Below are 14,965 nucleotides of genomic sequence, written 5' to 3' on the forward strand. Positions count from 1 at the left end.
CGCGCCGGGATTGTCGTCTTGCGGCCCGAGGCCGCGTTGACCGTGTCAGGGGGACGGGATACACGACGCCCGACCGGAGGTCTCAGGCCTCGAACGACCTACCTCACAGACGGAGCCGACATGGGCGTGCAGACCGGACTGAATACGGCAGGTGGCGACAAAGAACACGCCACGCAGCTTCTCAACCGCGAGTTGCAGGATAAGGGTTTCCTGCTGACCTCAACCGAAGACATCATCAACTGGGCGCGCACCGGATCGCTGCACTGGATGACCTTCGGCTTGGCCTGTTGCGCGGTCGAGATGATGCACACCGCCATGCCCCGCTACGACATGGAGCGGTTTGGCACGGCGCCACGGGCCTCTCCGCGCCAGTCTGACCTGATGATCGTGGCAGGCACGCTGACCAACAAAATGGCGCCCGCACTGCGTAAGGTTTACGACCAGATGCCGGAGCCGCGGTATGTGCTGTCCATGGGATCCTGCGCCAATGGCGGCGGGTATTACCACTACAGCTATTCCGTGGTGCGTGGCTGTGACCGCATCGTGCCGGTCGACCTCTATGTGCCCGGCTGCCCGCCGACGGCCGAGGCGCTGCTGTATGGTCTGTTGCAGCTGCAACGCAAAATCCGCCGCACGGGGACCCTGGTACGATGACCGAGCAACTTCAGGAACTGGCCGCCCATATCGAGTTGCGGCAGCCCGAACTGGTATCTTCGACGGCCATCACGCTGGATGAGTTGACCATCGAGGCGGTGTCTTCGGACATTCCCGCGTTGATTGAATTCCTCAAGTCCGATGAGCAATGCCGCTTTGCATCGCTGGTGGACATTACGGCGATTGACTACCCTGGCGACGAGCGCCGTTTTTGCGTCGTCTACCACTTCCTGTCGATGTACCGGAACCAGCGCATCCGCGTGAAAACCTATGTGCGCGAGGAAGAGATCGTCCCGTCGATCACGGATATCCATCCTTCGGCAAACTGGTTCGAGCGGGAAGTGTTTGACATGTTCGGCATCCTGTTCTCGGGCCATCCGGACCTGCGCCGGATCCTGACGGACTACGGCTTTCGCGGCTATCCGCTGCGCAAGGACTTCCCGACGACGGGCTACACCGAGGTGCGGTATGACGAGGTCCAGAAGCGCGTCGTCTATGAGCCGGTGTCCCTAACGCAGGAATACCGCCAGTTCGACTTCATGTCCCCATGGGAGGGTGCGGAATACGTGCTGCCGGGGGACGAGAAGGGTGAGAAGGCGTGACGGCCCTCGTGAACGGATGCGTGCTCGCTTTGTTTGGGCCATTCTATGTCGTGCCCGCGCTCTGGCGCCACGCAACCCGATGACCGGAGCCTGAGATGGCCGAGACACTGACCGGACGCTGTCTCTGCGGGGCCTGCACCTTCACGGCGCAGGAAGGACCGCAGGGCGCAGGCGTGTGCCATTGCGGCATGTGCCGGAATTGGTCCGGTGGCATCTTCCTATCGGTCGATTGCGGGACTTCGGTGGAATTTGCCGAAGGATCGCCCGTCGGATCCTACAAAGGCAGCGCCTGGGGCGAGCGCATCTTTTGCAAAGACTGTGGATCATCTTTGCTCTGGCAAACCCAGGACGGCGCGAACCAACATGTGTCGATCCAGTGTTTTGAAGATCCGTCGCGGTTTGACTTGGGCATCGAATTGTTCATCGACCGCAAGCCAGCCAATTACGCCCTGATGGGTGAGAGACAGACGATGACGGAGGCCCAGGTCTTCGCAATGTTCGCTCCTGAAGGAGAAGCCAAATGATGGATGGTGACCTGAGCCCACGCGGCTACGAAGATGCTCTGACCGGTGAGCAGAAGATCCGTAACTTCAACATCAATTTCGGGCCCCAGCACCCGGCGGCCCACGGCGTGTTGCGCCTGGTGCTGGAGTTGGACGGCGAGATCGTGGAACGCTGCGACCCGCATATCGGTCTGCTGCACCGTGGCACCGAAAAGCTGATGGAGAGCCGGACGTACCTTCAGAACCTGCCGTATCTGGACCGGTTGGATTACGTCAGCCCCATGAACCAGGAACACGCCTGGTGTTTGGCGATTGAGCGCCTGACCGGGACCGAGGTGCCCCGGCGCGCCCAGTTGGTCCGCGTGCTATACTCGGAAATTGGCCGTATCCTGAGCCATATCCTCAACATCACGACCCAAGCCATGGACGTGGGTGCGCTGACGCCACCCCTGTGGGGCTTTGAGGAACGCGAAAAGCTTATGGTCTTCTACGAGCGGGCCTGCGGTGCGCGCTTGCATGCGGCGTACTTCCGCCCCGGTGGCGTCCACCAAGATCTGCCGCCGGACCTGATCGACGACATCGAGGCCTGGTGCGAGGATTTCCCTCGGGTCATGGCCGATATCGATGGCCTGCTGACCGAAAATCGGATCTTTAAGCAGCGGAACGTGAACATTGCGGTGGTCTCCGAGGAGGAGATCATGGAATGGGGCTTCTCTGGCGTGATGGCGCGCGGGTCTGGCCTGGCCTGGGATCTGCGCCGCGCCCAGCCCTATGAATGCTACGACGAGTTCGACTTCCTGATCCCCACGGGCAAGAACGGCGATTGCTATGATCGCTACTTGGTTCGCATGGAAGAGATGCGCCAGTCGGTCTCGATCATGAAGCAGGCGATTGCCAAGCTGCGGGAGCCGGAAGGTCAGGGCGATGTTCTGGCCCGTGGTAAGCTAACACCGCCCAAGCGGGGCGATATGAAGACCTCGATGGAGAGCCTGATCCATCACTTCAAGCTTTATACCGAAGGGTTCCACGTTCCCGCCGGTGAGGTCTACGCCGCTGTCGAGGCGCCCAAAGGTGAGTTTGGCGTCTACATGGTGTCGGATGGCACGAACAAACCCTACCGCGCCAAGCTGCGCGCGCCTGGGTACCTGCATCTGCAAGCCATGGACCATATCGCCAAGGGCCACCAACTGGCCGACGTCGCTGCGATCATCGGGACCCTGGACGTGGTGTTTGGAGAAATCGACCGATAGGCGGTTCCTCGGAATGGTTCGAGTACCGGTCCGATCCCGTGATAGGCTATACCGGCGCCGCCCTTGCGCCTGGCCTAACGCGTTGGGGCCGTCGTCCCCGCTTCTACGAACCGTAGGGCACACGGGATGACGGGCGGTTCACCTGAGGCGGTGGTGTCCTTTGCCTGGGCGCTTTACATAATCACTCCGCTGGCTGTGGTGCTGTTTCTCACCACGTTCTTGGTGAACCTTTATCAGGCGGCCGACCGGTCGTGGTTCATGCGCTTTTGTCATGTGGCCCAATGGCCATCCTTTGGGTTGGTGCTGGTCTGCGTAGTGCTCACGGCCCGATACTTCTGAGGCCCTGCGACGCGGGTGACCTTTCCCATCGGCTGCGTGTCGTCTAAAGACGGCCCTGCCAGACCAGACGCGAGGATGAGATGCTCCGCCGCCTCCACAAAGACCAACCCGAAAGCTTTGCCTTCACGCCCGCCAACCAGGCTTGGGCCGAGGCGCAGATCACCAAGTATCCAGAGGGGCGTCAGGCCAGTGCCGTGATCCCTCTGCTGTGGCGCGCGCAGGAGCAGGAGGGCTGGTTGACCCGCCCCGCGATGGAACATGTCGCTGAAATGCTCGGCATGGCCTACATCCGCGTGCTTGAGGTCGCGACCTTCTATTTCATGTTCCAGCTGCAGCCCGTGGGCAGCGTCGCGCATATTCAGATTTGCGGCACGACCTCCTGCATGATTTGTGGGGCCGAAGATCTGGTCGCGGTTTGCAAGGACAAGATCGCCAAGCGCGCCCATGAGATCAGCGAGGATGGCAAGCTGAGCTGGGAAGAGGTCGAATGCTTGGGCGCTTGTGCCAACGCGCCCATGGCTCAGATTGGCAAGGATTATTACGAAGATCTAACTGCCGAGCGGTTCAGCGAGATGCTCGACGAATTCCGCGCCGGTGAGGTGCCTGTACCTGGGCCGCAGAATGGCCGCTACACGTCGGAGCCTTTGGGCGGCGCGACGTCTTTGACCGATCATGCGGCTCAGCCCGATCACTCGCAAAACGCATCCGTCGCGCTCGCCACGGGCATTGGTGACACGGTGAAGCGGATCGACGGCACCGAGGTGCCCTTGCGGGCGCCGTGGCAAGGTGCCGATGCCGCCGATGCCAATCCCGTCGCTGCTGAGCGGGATCCGTTGTTGCCGCCTTCGGGACCCGATGGAAACCAAGCTGGCAGGGTCGCTGGCGACGATCCAGCGCCGCGGGACCGAGGCGACGCCAGCGACGGCGTGGCCAACGTGCGTGGATCGGACGCAGAGGCCATTGGCACCCCCGAAGAGGGGACCGTTGCACCCGACGAATCAGCAGCGACGCCCAGTGAGGCCGACCGACCCGCTGCGTTGGAGGCTGCGCGCGACGGCGAAGCCGACGATTTGAAGCGGATTAAGGGCATCGGTCCAAAGCTGGAAAAGCTCTGTAACACCATGGGCTTCTTTCACTTTGATCAGATCGCAGCCTGGACAGATCGCGAAATCGCCTGGGTCGATGCGAACCTGGAAGGCTTCAAGGGACGCGTGACGCGTGACGAATGGGTCAAACAGGCTACACTGCTTTCAGAGGGAGGAGAAACGGAGTTCTCCGCCCGCGTGAAGAAGGGGGATGTCTACTGACGTTCAGCGCCCCCTGACCTTGGGGAGTTGACGTTATGGACAAGAAAATTCAGTCAATCGGGCCGATGGAGAGCGCGGCAACGATTTTTGTCGTGGCCGGCATGGCTGGTGTCGCGTCATTCGCGCTTTTGATGCTGATCGGTGGCTGGACGTTCCTTCAGGCATTTTTCGGCGGGTTTGTGGTCTTTGTGCTCCTGCTGATCCTGTTGATGCTGACCGTGGGCAGGGCGGTTCCCAGCGAGGCGTCCACGGGTACGAAGATGGCGCCGCCTCAGCCCGGGCCGGTTGGGGCAGAGGTGGACCTAACCAAGTTGCGCCCGCGTGATGTGAACGGCGCCTCCCCCACGCGGGACAGCATCGAACCCATGCAGGTCTCGGACACGTCGTCGGGCCCGCGTTTTGCGGGTGCGGATGAACGTTCGGCCACGGTGGGTCTTGTCGGAGCCGGTGCCACGACCCGCAGCGCCGAGCCTGCGCCTATGGCCGCGCCTGTTGAGCCTATTCCGCCAGTCGAGACAGTCGCCCCCGCTGCCGCGCCGGCCGTGGCAGAGCCAGCGGTGGAGGCCGCACCGGAGCCCGCCGCACCCGAACCTGCTGCACCGGAACCGACGCCTGTGGCGGAGACACCAGCGCCCACGCCAGAGCCTGCACCCGCCGCAGCAGCGGCGCCACAGGAAGCCGGAACGAAACCCCAGGCCTTGGATGGCCCGCGTGAGGGCGGAGCGGACGACCTGAAGCGGATCAAGGGCATCGGGCCGAAGCTGGAAAAGCTGTGTCACTCGCTCGGCTTCTATCACTTCGACCAGATCGCCGCTTGGACCGCTGACGAGGTGGCCTGGGTCGATCAAAACCTGGAAGGGTTCAAGGGGCGCGTGACGCGCGATGCCTGGGTGGCGCAGGCCACTCAACTGGCCTCCGGGGAAGAGACCGACTTCTCCAAGAAAGTCGACAAGGGCGGCGTCTACTGACCCCCAGGTGATCTAAGGCGCGCGCCGCTCCTTGACGGGGCGGCGCGCGACCTATTGAAGGGGCCTCGGAATGACCGAACCGACCCCACATGACCGGCAAATCGCCAGGATCCAGCGCAATGCGGCGTTGGTGATTCTTGGAACGTTTGCCGTGTGGTTGCCCGCCCAGGGTTTGGCCGCTTGGCTTGATTTGCCCGTGCGGCTGATGGGGTTGCTCGATTTGGTCGCATTGGCGGCGCTGGCCTGGGCGCTGATATTGTTGTGGCGCGTCCGGCGGATGCGACGCAAAGAGGAGTGACAGCATGCTGCAAGATCGCGACCGGATCTTTACCAATATCTATGGGATGCATGACAGATCCCTGCGCGGCGCCCAGGCGCGCGGCCATTGGGACGGTACAAAAGACCTGATTGGCCTTGGTCGGGATAAGATTGTCGAGATCATGAAGGCATCTGGCTTGCGCGGTCGCGGCGGTGCAGGCTTTCCCACCGGTCTGAAGTGGTCGTTCATGCCCAAGGAAAGCGACGGTCGTCCGGCCTACCTAGTCATCAACGCCGATGAGTCGGAGCCTGGGACCTGCAAAGATCGGGAGATTATGCGCCATGATCCCCATACCTTGATCGAAGGCGCGCTGATTGCGTCCTTCGCCATGGGGGCCCATGCCTGCTACATCTATATTCGCGGCGAATACATCCGCGAGAAAGAAGCGCTCCAGAACGCAATCGACGAAGCCTACGACGCTGGTTTGCTCGGGAAGAACGCCGCCAAGTCGGGGTGGGATTTTGACCTGTACCTGCACCATGGGGCGGGCGCCTATATCTGCGGCGAAGAGACCGCGCTGATTGAAAGCCTCGAAGGCAAAAAGGGCATGCCCCGGATGAAGCCGCCGTTCCCAGCGGGCGCGGGGCTTTATGGCTGCCCGACGACGGTGAATAACGTGGAATCCATCGCCGTGGTGCCAACGATCTTGCGTCGTGGGGCCGAATGGTTCGCGGGCTTCGGGCGTCCGAACAACGCGGGCACGAAGCTGTTTGCTATCTCGGGCCACGTGAACCGGCCCTGTGTCGTCGAAGAGGAAATGTCGATCTCCTTTGAAGAGTTGATCGAGACCCATTGCGGCGGGATCCGGGGTGGATGGGACAACCTTAAGGCGGTGATTCCCGGTGGCTCCTCGGTGCCGATGATCCCAGGCAAGGACATGCGCGACGCGATCATGGACTTCGACTATCTGCGGGAGCAGAGATCAGGCCTGGGCACGGCAGCAGTGATCGTCATGGACAATTCCACCGACATCATCAAAGCGATCTGGCGTCTGTCCGCGTTCTACAAGCACGAGAGCTGTGGCCAATGCACGCCGTGCCGTGAAGGCACAGGCTGGATGATGCGCGTGATGGATCGCCTTGTGAAAGGCGAGGCGGAGGTCGAAGAAATCGACATGCTGCTCGACGTCACCAAACAAGTCGAAGGGCATACCATCTGCGCCCTTGGCGATGCGGCGGCTTGGCCCATCCAGGGCTTGATCCGGCATTTCCGCGACGAAATCGAAGATCGGATCAAGCATAAGCGCGGCATCAGACCGGCGGTTGCGGCCGAGTGATCCGGATTGCATCGGTTTGCATCCTCCTCACACTGGTAGGCTGCAACGCGTCGAACTTCTCTGACGCGGCAACGCGCGAACCTGGTGCGCCACGGACGGCAAGACCGTCGGCGGACCTTCTGGAACGGTCCTATGTCATCCTGCGCGATGTGGCTTTTGCCAAGGCCATCGCGAATGACTGCCCGCGCTATCGCCTGAACACTGCGCAAGAGCGCCAGACCGAGGAACGGATTCGCGTCATGGGGCGAGCGGAAGAGGTGCCCGCCCAAAACCTGAGATCGGGCCTGCATAATTTCCGTCTGTCCGAGCGCGCAAGGATCCAGCGGGATATGATCAACTGGATCGAAACCCGCGATGTCGTGCTGACCGACCCGGCAACTCTCTGTGCTGCGGGTGACGTTGAGCGAGCAGAAGGCACTCTGGTCGGGGCCCACCTGATCCCGAGGGGCTGACAGGGATGGCCGCCGACGCGCGCTGAGATTGCATCCCGGGAACCAGCCTCTATGGTCGCAGCAACTTTAGCAGGCCGGACCCACAGATGATTGCCTTCGACGCCTATGCCCATGCCCTCGCCTCCTTGGCGGGGTGGGCAATTCTGATGTTGATCCTTCTCCCGCTCTCGATCATGGGCAAGCCTTTGGCTAAGTCCGACAGCGGCCATCCAGTGCGGAACTACGCCGATCCGGCCTATCGTCGGAGCCGGGCGTTCCTAAACGCCATCGAGATGACCGGCCCATTCGTTGCGGCGACCTTGGCGGCGATCCTGCTGGGGGTGTCCCCATTTTGGGTCAACCTCCTGACCACGCTGTTCCTTGTGTCGCGGGTCGCCATGGCCGTTGTCCACATCGGGACCGAGAATCAACCGCTGCGCTCCGCTTGCTGGTTTGTGGGCATGATCTGCGTCTTTATCTTGGCAGTGATGGCCTTCATCGGAGCGTTCTTCCTATGAGGCTGCTCACCACTTTGGCCTGTTGTCTGGCTACGCCCGTCGCGGCGGAGGATCTGCGTCCGGCCCCTGAGTATTTCGTCACGGCAGCCATGGAGACCTCCACGGCGCAGATTTTGGCGGTGAACTGTTCCACGCTGTCGGTTGATCTGGGTGCTATGGCGCGCCGTTCTGAGGCGACCTTGGTGCGGCTGACCGAAGACGGGTTCACACCCCAGGCCTTGGCCGAAGGGATGGAAGATCCTTCGGATGCGATTGCTGTTCTGCAACAGGCCTTCCTGTCGAAACACGGCCTGTCCGATGGCGCGGCAGAGTCCGTCGTCTGTGACGCTGGCCTCGCGGAAATCGCCGAAGAGACCGGGATTGGCGCCCTATTGTTGGAGGTGGAGGGGGGATGACTCACCGCTTGTTCATCACGTTGACGGCGGCTGCGCTGTCCTTGTCCGCCTGCGGATCCTCAGGGATCGGCTCCGGCGACAGTGGTCTGTTCAGCCAGGGCGGCTTGCGCGGGTCTAGCCAAGACGTCCAAGGCATTCGCTTCCGGTCGCGGGTGCGGGCCGATGGCGACGATGACCGCTTTTTCACCGTCTCAACCGCCGGGGCGGGACGGGCCATCGGCTCCGCCCAGGAGGCCGGGCGAACAGAAGCGACGCGCTATTGCCTGACGCGGTTCGGGGGCTCCCAGATTGCTTGGACCGTCGGCCCAGATGTCCCGGCGGAGCAGGTGTCGCTGACCGAAAGGGGCGCTCTGGTCCTGACAGGGCAGTGTCTGGCGCGGTGAGGCCTCTGTTACAGGTCTGACAAGAGGTGTCATTGCCCTGTTATTGAATGTCAGGCGGTGAATGCCGACCTCGATGGCGTGTCGCTGACCCGGAGGTCCCTGCCATGCGCCCATTGCTTGTTGCCTGCCTGCTTCCTGCGTTCGCGTCCGCCGCGCAGGCTGGTTTGGAAGATGAGGCCCGGATCACCGAGGGGCTGATCGCCGTTGGTATCGCGTATGAGATTTCTGAGGTCTGCCCCAGATTGGACGGCCGGACGCTGCGCGGATTGCAGTACCTGTTGGCGTTAAAATCAGCGGCACGGGATTTGGGATACAGCGCCGCCGAGATCGAAGCCTTCATTGACGACGATGCTGCCAAGGACCGGCTAGAGGCCGTTGCCCGGCGTCGCCTAGCTCAAAAGGGGGCGCGGCGCGGGGATGTGGAGGCCCATTGTCGGGTGGGAGAGGCTGAACTCGCAGCCGACAGCCAGATCGGACGGCTGTTGGAACGGGACTGACGCAAAGGGCGCTTGGGCCGCTCAAAGTGGTGCGAAATCGGCATCCTGCGGCGTTCCGCTTCTGGTCATGGGCGCGCACTGGCGTTAAACCCCGCCAAAACGTCTCAGACCCGGAGCGACCCCGCCATGAGCGACCTGAAGAAAATCGTCATCGACGGCAACGAGATCGAAGTGCCCGGCGCCATGACCCTCATCCAGGCCTGCGAAGAGGCCGGGATCGAGATCCCCCGGTTCTGCTACCACGAACGTTTGTCCATCGCGGGCAATTGTCGGATGTGCCTGGTCGAGGTCGTGGGTGGCCCGCCCAAACCCGCCGCCTCTTGTGCGATGCAGGTGAAGGACCTGCGCCCTGGCCCCGAGGGTCAGCCGCCGGTGGTCAAGACGAACTCCCCCATGGTCAAGAAGGCCCGTGAGGGGGTGATGGAGTTTCTGCTCATCAACCACCCCTTGGATTGTCCGATTTGCGACCAAGGCGGCGAATGCGACCTTCAAGACCAAGCGATGGCCTACGGCGTCGACTTCTCTCGCTTCCGGGAGCCGAAGCGAGCGGCAACCGACTTGGACCTGGGCCCTCTGGTTGAAACCCATATGACGCGCTGCATTTCTTGCACGCGCTGCGTCCGCTTCACGACTGAGGTCGCGGGCATCACGCAGATGGGTCAGACCGGTCGCGGTGAGGACAGCGAAATCACCAGCTATCTGGGCGAGACGCTGAAATCCAACATGCAGGGGAACATCATTGACCTGTGCCCCGTCGGCGCATTGGTGTCGAAGCCCTATGCCTTCACCGCCCGTCCGTGGGAACTGACCAAGACCGAGACCGTCGACGTGATGGATGCGCTCGGCGCGTCGATCCGGGTGGACACCAAGGGTCGGGAAGTCATGCGCATTTTGCCGCGCAACCACGACGGCACGAACGAGGAATGGATCAGCGACAAGACGCGGTTCGTCTGGGACGGCTTGCGGCGCCAGCGCCTGGACCGCCCCTATGTGCGCGTCGACGGTAAGTTGAAGCCCGCCACTTGGCCCGAGGCGCTGGACGCCGCCGCCAAGGCGATGAAGGGCAAATCGGTCGCCGGTCTTGTGGGTGATCTTGTCTCCACCGAGGCGGCCTTTGCCCTGCGTTCGTTGATGGACAAGATGGGCGGCCTGACCGAATGCCGGACCGATGGTGCCAAGCTGCCCGCAGACGACCGCGCCGGATACGTTGGGACGGCGGCCATCGAAGATATCGACGACGCCGATATGATACTGCTGATCGGCACGGACCCCTCGGTCGAGTCGCCGGTTTTGAACGCGCGGATTCGCAAGGCCTGGTTGCGCGGGGCCAAGGTGGCCCGCATCGGCGCGCCTGCGGATCTGTCCTATGAACCTATTGAGTTGGGGACAGGACGGGAAGCGCTGTCGAAACTGGCGGCGATGGACCATACGGACAAGCAGGACGTCAAAGGCGTGACCATCGTCGGACAGGGCGCCCTGCGCGGCGATGACGGCGCTGATGTGCTGGCGGTCATCCGCGCCATGGCTGAGGCGGCGCAGTCCAACATTCTCGTTCTGCACACTGCTGCCGGACGCGTCGGCGCCATGGACGTGGGCGCCACCTGCGATGGCGGGATTGAGGCCGCCTTGGGCGCAGCTGTGATCTACAACCTTGGCGCGGATGAGGTGACGATCCCCGATGGGCCCTTCGTGATCTACCAGGGCAGCCACGGTGACCGTGGCGCGCACCGCGCAGATATCATTTTGCCCAGTGCCGCCTGGACCGAAGAGCAGGGGCTGTTCGTCAATACCGAAGGCCGTCCGCAGCTCGCCCTGCGTGCGGGGTTTGCACCGGGCGAGGCGAAGGAAAACTGGGCGATTCTCCGGGCGCTGTCGGCCGAAGTCGGGTTCCAACTGCCGTTCGACAGCCTGGCGCAACTGCGCAGCGCCATGGTGCAGGCGGCGCCTGAACTGGCCGAGTTGGACGCCGTGCCGATCAACAAGCAAAAGGCTCTGCCGCCGGTTCCAACTCTGGGATCGGGGGATTTTGAGGCCGCAGTGCGCGACTTCTACCTCACGAACCCTGTCGCACGGGCGTCAGAGTTGATGGCCGAGCTTTCGGCTCAAGCGCGCGCCCGTGACACGCAGCCCATCGCCGCCGAGTGATGGGGCAGCGTGCCGCCAGTCTTGCGCTGGCGGCGGTGGCCCTGGCCGGATGCCAAACGGCTGAAACTCCCCGTGTCGACGTGTTTCGCCCCGCTTATGCCGGGGTGGAGACGCGTTTGTTGGAGGGGGATCTGGTGAATTTCATCGTCGCGATGCGTGGCGCGCGCGACGATAAAGACGTGACCGACTATGCGGAATGTGCGGCAGCACAATATGCGTTGATCCGAGGCTTCGGATTCGCGCGTCATGTGCGCACAACCGTGCAGGAAGAGGGTGGCCTTTGGAGCGGAGATGCGGTTTACACCGTCTCGCCGGACCTCCCTCGGGGGTTAAGAACGATCGATGCCGAAGTTGTGGTAGACAACTGCCTCGCCCAAGGCATCCCGACCGTATGAGGACATGACATGGCGGACTTTCTGGCATCACCGGCGGGCATCGGCCTGACGATACTGGCGCAGTGCCTAGCGGTCGTCGCCTTTGTGATGATCTCGCTGCTGTTCCTTGTCTATGGCGACCGCAAGATCTGGGCCGCTGTTCAAATGCGGAAAGGTCCGAACGTTGTTGGTGTCTTCGGTCTACTCCAAACGGTAGCTGATGCGCTGAAGTATGTTGTCAAGGAGATCGTGATTCCTGCAGGGGCGGACCGGACGGTCTTCATGCTCGCACCGCTGATTTCCTTCGTCTTGGCGATCCTGGCCTGGGCTGTGATCCCGTTCGGTGACACCTGGGTTCTATCGGACATCAATGTCGCGATCCTGTTTGTTTTCGCCGTGTCTTCGTTGGAGGTCTACGGCGTGATCATGGGCGGTTGGGCGTCGAATTCCAAATACCCGTTCCTCGGCTCGCTCCGCTCTGCCGCGCAGATGATCTCCTACGAGGTCTCGATCGGTCTCATCATCATCGGAGTGATCCTGTCGACGGGCTCGCTGAACTTTGGCGATATTGTCCGGGCGCAAGATACTGGGTTCGGGTTCTTCGGCTGGTACTGGCTGCCGCACCTGCCGATGGTCTTCCTGTTCTTCATCTCGGCCCTGGCCGAGACCAACCGTCCGCCTTTCGACCTGCCCGAGGCGGAGTCGGAACTCGTGGCGGGATACCAGGTCGAGTATTCCTCCACGCCCTTCCTGCTGTTCATGGCAGGCGAGTATATCGCCATCTTCCTGATGTGCGCGCTGATCACGCTGCTGTTCTTTGGCGGCTGGCTGTCGCCCATCCCATTCCTGCCGGACAGCCCGCTGTGGATGGTCGCCAAGATGGCATTCTTCTTCTTCCTCTTCGCCATGGTGAAGGCCATCGTGCCCCGCTACCGCTACGACCAGCTCATGCGCCTCGGTTGGAAAGTCTTCCTGCCATTTTCGCTGGGCTGGGTCGTGTTGGTAGCGTTCCTGGCGAAGTTCGAAGTCTTCGGTGCCTTCTGGGCCCGCTACGCGATGGGAGCCTGATATGACGCAGATCGACTGGACCCGTTCCGCAAAATACTTCCTGCTGGCCGATATGTGGGCCGGGATGAAGCTTGGTTTGAAGTACTTCTTCGCGCCCAAGGCCACCGTGAACTACCCCCATGAAAAGGGCCCACAAAGCCCGCGGTTCCGGGGCGAACACGCTCTGCGCCGGTATCCGAACGGTGAAGAACGCTGCATCGCCTGCAAGCTGTGCGAAGCGGTGTGCCCGGCCCAGGCCATCACCATCGACGCCGAGCCGCGCGAGGACGGCAGCCGCCGGACCACGCGCTACGATATCGATATGACCAAGTGCATCTACTGCGGCTTCTGCCAAGAAGCCTGCCCTGTGGATGCCATCGTCGAGGGGCCAAATTTTGAATACGCCACCGAGACGCGGGAAGAGCTGTTCTATGACAAGGAAAAGCTGCTCGATAACGGCGAACGGTGGGAAGCGGTCATCGCCAAGAACCTCGAATTGGACGCGCCCTACCGATGAGCGACCCGGCGAACCCCTTTGCCCTTTGGATGGGCCAAATGCAGGAGATGGCCAAGGCCATGAACCCTGCCTTGGAGCATTTTACGCCGACGGGGTTCGAGAAGCTGTGGCCGACCATGCCCGCAGAGGTGATGGAGCAATTCGCCGGTAAGGGGATGAACCCTGAGGGACTGGACGCCAAGACCAAGATGTTGTTGACGCTCGCTGGGCTGACCGTCTTGGGGGCGCAGGCCGAGGCGCAGGTGCGCATGACCGTGCGACAGGCCGCTGAACAGGGCGCCACCAAGCAGGAGATCGCCGAGACCATCGGTCTCATGGGTCTGTTTGGTGGGTTGCCCGCGATGAATAAGGCCATGGAACTGGCCAACGACGTCCTGGAGGACACGGAATGACCGTTCTCGATCTCTCCTTTTACCTATTCGCCATCCTCACGGTGACGGGCGGTTTGATGACCGTGGTGTCGCGCAACCCGGTGCACTCGGTGCTGTGGTTGATCCTGACTTTCCTGTCGACGGCGGGGTTGTTCGTGCTGATTGGGGCGGAGTTCGTCGCGATGCTGCTGATCATCGTCTACGTGGGCGCGGTCGCGGTGCTGTTCCTGTTTGTCGTGATGATGCTGGACATCGATTTCGCGGCGCTGAAGGCCGAGATGGCGAAATATGTGCCGCTCGCTGGGCTGATCGGGATCGTCTTGCTGATGCAGTTGGTAATTGCCTATGGCGTCTGGGATGTGGCCGAAGGGGTTACCGTGGCCGATGGCCTGGCGGCGATCCCAACCCCGCCCGAGCTGAACACGACGGCCTTGGGCCTCGTGCTCTACGACCAGTACTTCCTGATGTTCCAACTCTCCGGCTTGATCCTGTTGGTCGCTATGATCGGGGCCATTGCCCTGACCCTGCGCCACCGCCGGGACGTGAAGCGCCAGAACGTGTTGCAGCAGATGTGGCGCGACCCGGCCAAGGCCATGGATGTGCATGACGTGAAGCCGGGGCAGGGGCTCTAGGCGACACACGCCCTCCACCGGGGGCGATAGACAGACGGTCCGGGGGGCACGCCCCTGGACGACGACCGACCCGCTGGCCTCGCGCTGGCACAGACCAAGGCCCGCAAACAGGGTCAGAGGGACGACGATGATAGGATTGGAACATTACCTAACGGTCGCGGCGGCGCTGTTCGTCATCGGGATCTTCGGCATCTTCCTCAACAGAAAGAATGTCATCATCATCCTGATGTCGATCGAGCTGATGTTGTTGGCGGTGAACATCAACTTCGTTGCGTTCTCGGGCTTCCTTGGCGATCTGACGGGCCAGGTGTTCACGCTGTTCGTCCTGACGGTCGCCGCGGCAGAGGCCGCCATCGGCTTGGCCATCCTGGTCTGCTTCTTCCGCAACCGAGGCACCATCGATGTCGAAGACGTCAACGTGATGAAGGGCTGAACCC

At 62.2% G+C, this 14,965-nt stretch carries 21 protein-coding genes; all 21 read left to right on the forward strand.

Translation table 11 applies throughout. The features are described from left to right. The first annotated feature begins 120 nt into the window (after positions 1 to 120). The 21 genes from K5R33_RS16760 (at position 121) to nuoK (ending at position 14,961) form a co-directional block, all read left to right on the forward strand. Entirely contained in the window at positions 121 to 654 is a 534-nt protein-coding gene (locus K5R33_RS16760) for a NuoB/complex I 20 kDa subunit family protein (protein ID WP_055084349.1), read from the forward strand. Further along, a complete protein-coding gene (locus K5R33_RS16765; RefSeq protein WP_220750234.1) occupies positions 651 to 1,256 on the forward strand; it encodes an NADH-quinone oxidoreductase subunit C in 606 nt (201 codons plus the stop codon). Before K5R33_RS16760 ends, K5R33_RS16765 begins: the two co-directional genes overlap by 4 nt. A 95-nt stretch (positions 1,257 to 1,351) precedes the next feature. Further along, the gene (locus K5R33_RS16770) at positions 1,352 to 1,780 is read left to right on the forward strand and encodes a GFA family protein (RefSeq protein ID WP_220750235.1); all 429 of its coding nucleotides are present in this window, start codon (positions 1,352 to 1,354) and stop codon (positions 1,778 to 1,780) included. After that, entirely contained in the window at positions 1,777 to 3,009 is a 1,233-nt protein-coding gene (locus K5R33_RS16775; protein ID WP_220750236.1) for an NADH-quinone oxidoreductase subunit D, read from the forward strand. The genes K5R33_RS16770 and K5R33_RS16775 overlap by 4 nt, the downstream gene beginning before the upstream one ends. A 126-nt stretch (positions 3,010 to 3,135) precedes the next feature. Continuing rightward, positions 3,136 to 3,348 carry a hypothetical protein gene (locus tag K5R33_RS16780; protein ID WP_220750237.1) on the forward strand — a complete coding sequence of 71 codons (213 nt, stop codon included), beginning with the start codon at positions 3,136 to 3,138 and terminating at the stop codon, positions 3,346 to 3,348. Positions 3,349 to 3,428: 80 nt separating this feature from the next. Then, positions 3,429 to 4,655, forward strand: a complete 1,227-nt coding sequence (locus K5R33_RS16785) for an NADH-quinone oxidoreductase subunit E (RefSeq protein ID WP_220750238.1) — start codon at positions 3,429 to 3,431, stop codon at positions 4,653 to 4,655. 35 nt (positions 4,656 to 4,690) lie between these two features. Further along, positions 4,691 to 5,623, forward strand: a complete 933-nt coding sequence (locus K5R33_RS19190; protein ID WP_308442989.1) for a helix-hairpin-helix domain-containing protein — start codon at positions 4,691 to 4,693, stop codon at positions 5,621 to 5,623. Positions 5,624 to 5,693: 70 nt separating this feature from the next. After that, positions 5,694 to 5,921 (forward strand): DUF5337 family protein, encoded by a 228-nt coding sequence (locus tag K5R33_RS16795; RefSeq protein WP_220750239.1) that lies wholly within the window; start codon positions 5,694 to 5,696, stop codon positions 5,919 to 5,921. 4 nt (positions 5,922 to 5,925) lie between these two features. Continuing rightward, complete coding sequence (nuoF, locus tag K5R33_RS16800; RefSeq protein WP_220750240.1) at positions 5,926 to 7,218, forward strand: NADH-quinone oxidoreductase subunit NuoF; 1,293 nt, start codon at positions 5,926 to 5,928, stop codon at positions 7,216 to 7,218. Further along, positions 7,215 to 7,670: a DUF5333 family protein gene (locus K5R33_RS16805; RefSeq protein ID WP_220750241.1), complete on the forward strand. Its 456-nt coding sequence runs from the start codon at positions 7,215 to 7,217 to the stop codon at positions 7,668 to 7,670. The genes nuoF and K5R33_RS16805 overlap by 4 nt, the downstream gene beginning before the upstream one ends. An 86-nt stretch (positions 7,671 to 7,756) precedes the next feature. Next, the gene (locus K5R33_RS16810) at positions 7,757 to 8,167 is read left to right on the forward strand and encodes an MAPEG family protein (RefSeq protein ID WP_220750242.1); all 411 of its coding nucleotides are present in this window, start codon (positions 7,757 to 7,759) and stop codon (positions 8,165 to 8,167) included. Next, entirely contained in the window at positions 8,164 to 8,562 is a 399-nt protein-coding gene (locus tag K5R33_RS16815; protein ID WP_220750243.1) for a DUF5333 family protein, read from the forward strand. The genes K5R33_RS16810 and K5R33_RS16815 overlap by 4 nt, the downstream gene beginning before the upstream one ends. After that, positions 8,559 to 8,945, forward strand: a complete 387-nt coding sequence (locus K5R33_RS16820) for a hypothetical protein (protein ID WP_220750244.1) — start codon at positions 8,559 to 8,561, stop codon at positions 8,943 to 8,945. Before K5R33_RS16815 ends, K5R33_RS16820 begins: the two co-directional genes overlap by 4 nt. A 104-nt stretch (positions 8,946 to 9,049) precedes the next feature. Beyond that, positions 9,050 to 9,442: a DUF5333 domain-containing protein gene (locus K5R33_RS16825; protein WP_220750245.1), complete on the forward strand. Its 393-nt coding sequence runs from the start codon at positions 9,050 to 9,052 to the stop codon at positions 9,440 to 9,442. Positions 9,443 to 9,568: 126 nt separating this feature from the next. After that, entirely contained in the window at positions 9,569 to 11,587 is a 2,019-nt protein-coding gene (nuoG, locus tag K5R33_RS16830; RefSeq protein ID WP_220750246.1) for an NADH-quinone oxidoreductase subunit NuoG, read from the forward strand. After that, complete coding sequence (locus K5R33_RS16835) at positions 11,587 to 11,982, forward strand: YNQ4 family lipoprotein (RefSeq protein ID WP_220750247.1); 396 nt, start codon at positions 11,587 to 11,589, stop codon at positions 11,980 to 11,982. Before nuoG ends, K5R33_RS16835 begins: the two co-directional genes overlap by 1 nt. A 9-nt stretch (positions 11,983 to 11,991) precedes the next feature. Next, positions 11,992 to 13,029, forward strand: a complete 1,038-nt coding sequence (gene nuoH, locus K5R33_RS16840; protein WP_220750248.1) for an NADH-quinone oxidoreductase subunit NuoH — start codon at positions 11,992 to 11,994, stop codon at positions 13,027 to 13,029. Between the two features lies 1 nt (position 13,030). After that, the gene (gene nuoI / locus K5R33_RS16845; protein ID WP_220750249.1) at positions 13,031 to 13,525 is read left to right on the forward strand and encodes an NADH-quinone oxidoreductase subunit NuoI; all 495 of its coding nucleotides are present in this window, start codon (positions 13,031 to 13,033) and stop codon (positions 13,523 to 13,525) included. Beyond that, positions 13,522 to 13,917 (forward strand): carboxymuconolactone decarboxylase family protein, encoded by a 396-nt coding sequence (locus tag K5R33_RS16850; protein WP_220750250.1) that lies wholly within the window; start codon positions 13,522 to 13,524, stop codon positions 13,915 to 13,917. The genes nuoI and K5R33_RS16850 overlap by 4 nt, the downstream gene beginning before the upstream one ends. Next, a complete protein-coding gene (locus tag K5R33_RS16855) occupies positions 13,914 to 14,528 on the forward strand; it encodes an NADH-quinone oxidoreductase subunit J (protein WP_220750251.1) in 615 nt (204 codons plus the stop codon). The genes K5R33_RS16850 and K5R33_RS16855 overlap by 4 nt, the downstream gene beginning before the upstream one ends. A 127-nt stretch (positions 14,529 to 14,655) precedes the next feature. Further along, on the forward strand, positions 14,656 to 14,961 hold the full coding sequence (nuoK, locus tag K5R33_RS16860) for an NADH-quinone oxidoreductase subunit NuoK (protein WP_092780793.1): 306 nt from the start codon (positions 14,656 to 14,658) through the stop codon (positions 14,959 to 14,961). The last annotated feature ends 4 nt before the right edge of the window (positions 14,962 to 14,965 follow it).

Origin of the sequence: Jannaschia pagri (assembly GCF_019655435.1) — a bacterium.
Taxonomy (GTDB): domain Bacteria; phylum Pseudomonadota; class Alphaproteobacteria; order Rhodobacterales; family Rhodobacteraceae; genus Jannaschia; species Jannaschia pagri.